Origin of the sequence: Mycobacterium sp. E1214 (assembly GCF_001666755.1) — a bacterium.
GTDB lineage: Bacteria > Actinomycetota > Actinomycetes > Mycobacteriales > Mycobacteriaceae > Mycobacterium.
Genome location: NZ_LZJC01000046.1, coordinates 1 through 2399 on the forward strand (window position 1 = coordinate 1; position 2399 = coordinate 2399).

Genomic DNA, 2399 nt, shown 5'->3' on the forward strand with positions numbered 1-2399 from the left:
GCCCGACTACGCCGAGCGTGCCCGGGAACTGGCCACGCGGATGAGCAAGCCATCCGAGAGCGCGGGCCACGCCGTGGACCTGCTCGAAGAGTTCGCCCGCTCGGGTCGGTGTGTCAACGACACCCGAGTGGGGCGAAGTCGTTAGGCGCCTGGCCCGCCACCTGGCCGCGGCGCCATGCCTGGCCGGTTGGGCCGACGTGGACGGATACACTGCGAAACGCACTGACGGCGTCGACAGGCGTCTAGGCTCATACGGGATCACCGATGCGGAGTAAGGGGCAATTTTGGCCGTGACCGATCACGACACGCGGTTTGCATACCTTGATCTGCTCCGGCGCGACCTCACACGCTACGGCAGCGACGAGTTGGTGCCGGTCGGTTTATACCGCCTGGGGCGCCCCCTGTTCAGCACCCGCAACCTTCTCCTAGTCAAGAAGCGCCCCTTCAACAAGCAGGCGCGTGATCTCGGGCTGGATTGGCCGGCGGACGCGTTGACGATGATCGGCATGCAGCGGCTCACCAGCTTGCAACATTGCGTCGAGACGGTTCTCGACGAAGACGTGCCCGGCGATCTCGTCGAGTGCGGCGTGTGGCGCGGCGGCGCATCGATCCTGATGCGTGCGGTGCTGGCGACGCGCGGCGACGACAAGCGCAGCGTCTGGCTGTGCGATTCGTTCGCGGGCGTGCCGCCCCCGGACACCGTCAATTACAAGGCGGACAAGGGAATCAGGCTGCACCGTCACGCGCGCATCCTGGGCGTCTCGCAGGCCGAGGTCCGCGCCAATTTCGAGCGGTACGGACTGCTCGACGACCAGGTGCGGTTCTTGCCGGGTTGGTTCAAGGACACGCTGCAGGACGCGCCGATCGAGCGCATCGCGGTGTTGCGGCTCGACGGTGACCTCTACGAATCGACCATCCAGGCGCTCGACGCGCTGTACCCGCGGCTGTCCCCGGGGGGCTTTTGCATCGTCGACGACTACCACGCCATCAAGGCGTGTCGTCAAGCCGTCGCCGATTACCGTGAGAAGCACGGCGTTACCGGGGAGATCGTCGAGATCGACGGCACCGGCGTCCTGTGGCGCAAGTAGCGGCAGGCCTCGCGAAACGTCAAGCGTAGGACCGGGTTGCGTCGTCCCGTGGGCGGAATCGGCGACCGGGATGTATCGCAAAGAGCCCCGCGTTTCCGGATGGCGACGCGCCTTCCAGTGTTATGGTTGCCGCCGTGGCACACGGGCTCAAGGGCGGCACGCGTCTTCGGTTGTGGTGGGTGCGGACCGAGTACTGGCTCGCCCGCACGCTGCTACCCGACGTCTACGCCAACGACGCGCTGGTGACGTTCAACGACCATTCCTTCCTCAAAGATCCCGACTTTCAACGGGCGTACGCCCGTGGTGCGCGCGCGCTCGGCGGCGTCGACTGGTATCAGTGGCAGTGGCGGGTGCATGTCGGACTCTGGGCGGCGGCCAGCGCGAGCCACCTCGAGGGCGATTTCGTCGAGTGTGGCGTCAGCTACGGCTTTTTGAGCACCGCCATCATGGAGTACCTCGACTGGGATCGCCTCGGCAAGACGTTTTATCTCCTCGACACCTTCGCCGGTATCGACCCTCGGTTCGTCACCGACAGCGAGCGCGACTCCGGAGCCGTGGAGAAAAGCCAGGAAAACCTTCGCAGCGGAATGTACGTCGACGGCGTGGAGGGCGTCCGCGCGAATTTCGCGCAGTGGCACAATCAGCGCATCATCGTCGGTCCGGTTCCGGACACGCTCGACCAGGTCGACGCCGAGTCGGTGGCATACCTGCACATCGACATGAATTGCGCTCCACCGGAAGTCGCGGCGCTGCGCCATTTCTGGCCCCGGCTCACCCCCGGTGCCTTCGTGCTCCTGGACGACTACGCCAACCGGGGGCGGCACGAACAGCGCATCGCCATGGACGAGGTGGCCAAGGAGCTGGGCGTGCGCGTCTGCTCGTTGCCCACCGGTCAGGGCTTGATCATCAAACCGGCTCGCTGAGGCCGCGTTCGGGTCAGCGCGGCTTTGCCGCAGCGGCCCCCGACTTACGGCGCACGGCGTCTTCGAATAGATCGGCCGCCGCGGCGGCGCTTTGGGCCGGTGCGGTCATCCGGGTGGCAAGCTGGCGGGCCCGCTCGGCGTAGGCGGGCTGCACGATGCGGCGCAGGTCGGTGACCAGGGTCGCGCCGGTGCTCGCCGAGAACCGGCGCGAGGTACCGACTTTGAGACGTTTGACCTGGGCGCCCCAATACGGCTGATCGGCCGAGCTCCACAGCACCAGGGTGGGAATTCCCGCGCGCAGACTCGCGGCGGTGGTGCCCGAGCCGCCATGGTGGACGACGGCACGGCACAGGGGAAACACGGCGGCGTAGTTGACGATACCGACCAG

General features: G+C 66.7%; 3 protein-coding genes. 2 read left to right on the forward strand and 1 reads right to left on the reverse strand.

The window, feature by feature from the left end:
- Window positions 1–284: 284 nt before the first annotated feature.
- Both A5700_RS05360 and A5700_RS05365 read left to right on the forward strand, forming a co-directional pair.
- Window positions 285–1088 (forward strand): TylF/MycF/NovP-related O-methyltransferase, encoded by an 804-nt coding sequence (locus A5700_RS05360; RefSeq protein ID WP_068068431.1) that lies wholly within the window; start codon window positions 285–287, stop codon window positions 1086–1088.
- A 122-nt stretch (window positions 1089–1210) separates the two neighbouring features.
- Window positions 1211–2011: a class I SAM-dependent methyltransferase gene (locus A5700_RS05365; RefSeq protein WP_068068434.1), complete on the forward strand. Its 801-nt coding sequence runs from the start codon at window positions 1211–1213 to the stop codon at window positions 2009–2011.
- Between the two features lie 13 nt (window positions 2012–2024).
- On the opposite strand, the gene A5700_RS26520 is transcribed toward A5700_RS05365, so the two are convergent.
- A partial coding sequence (locus A5700_RS26520; protein ID WP_369828230.1) for a glycosyltransferase occupies window positions 2025–2399 on the reverse strand: 375 nt, incomplete at its 5' end.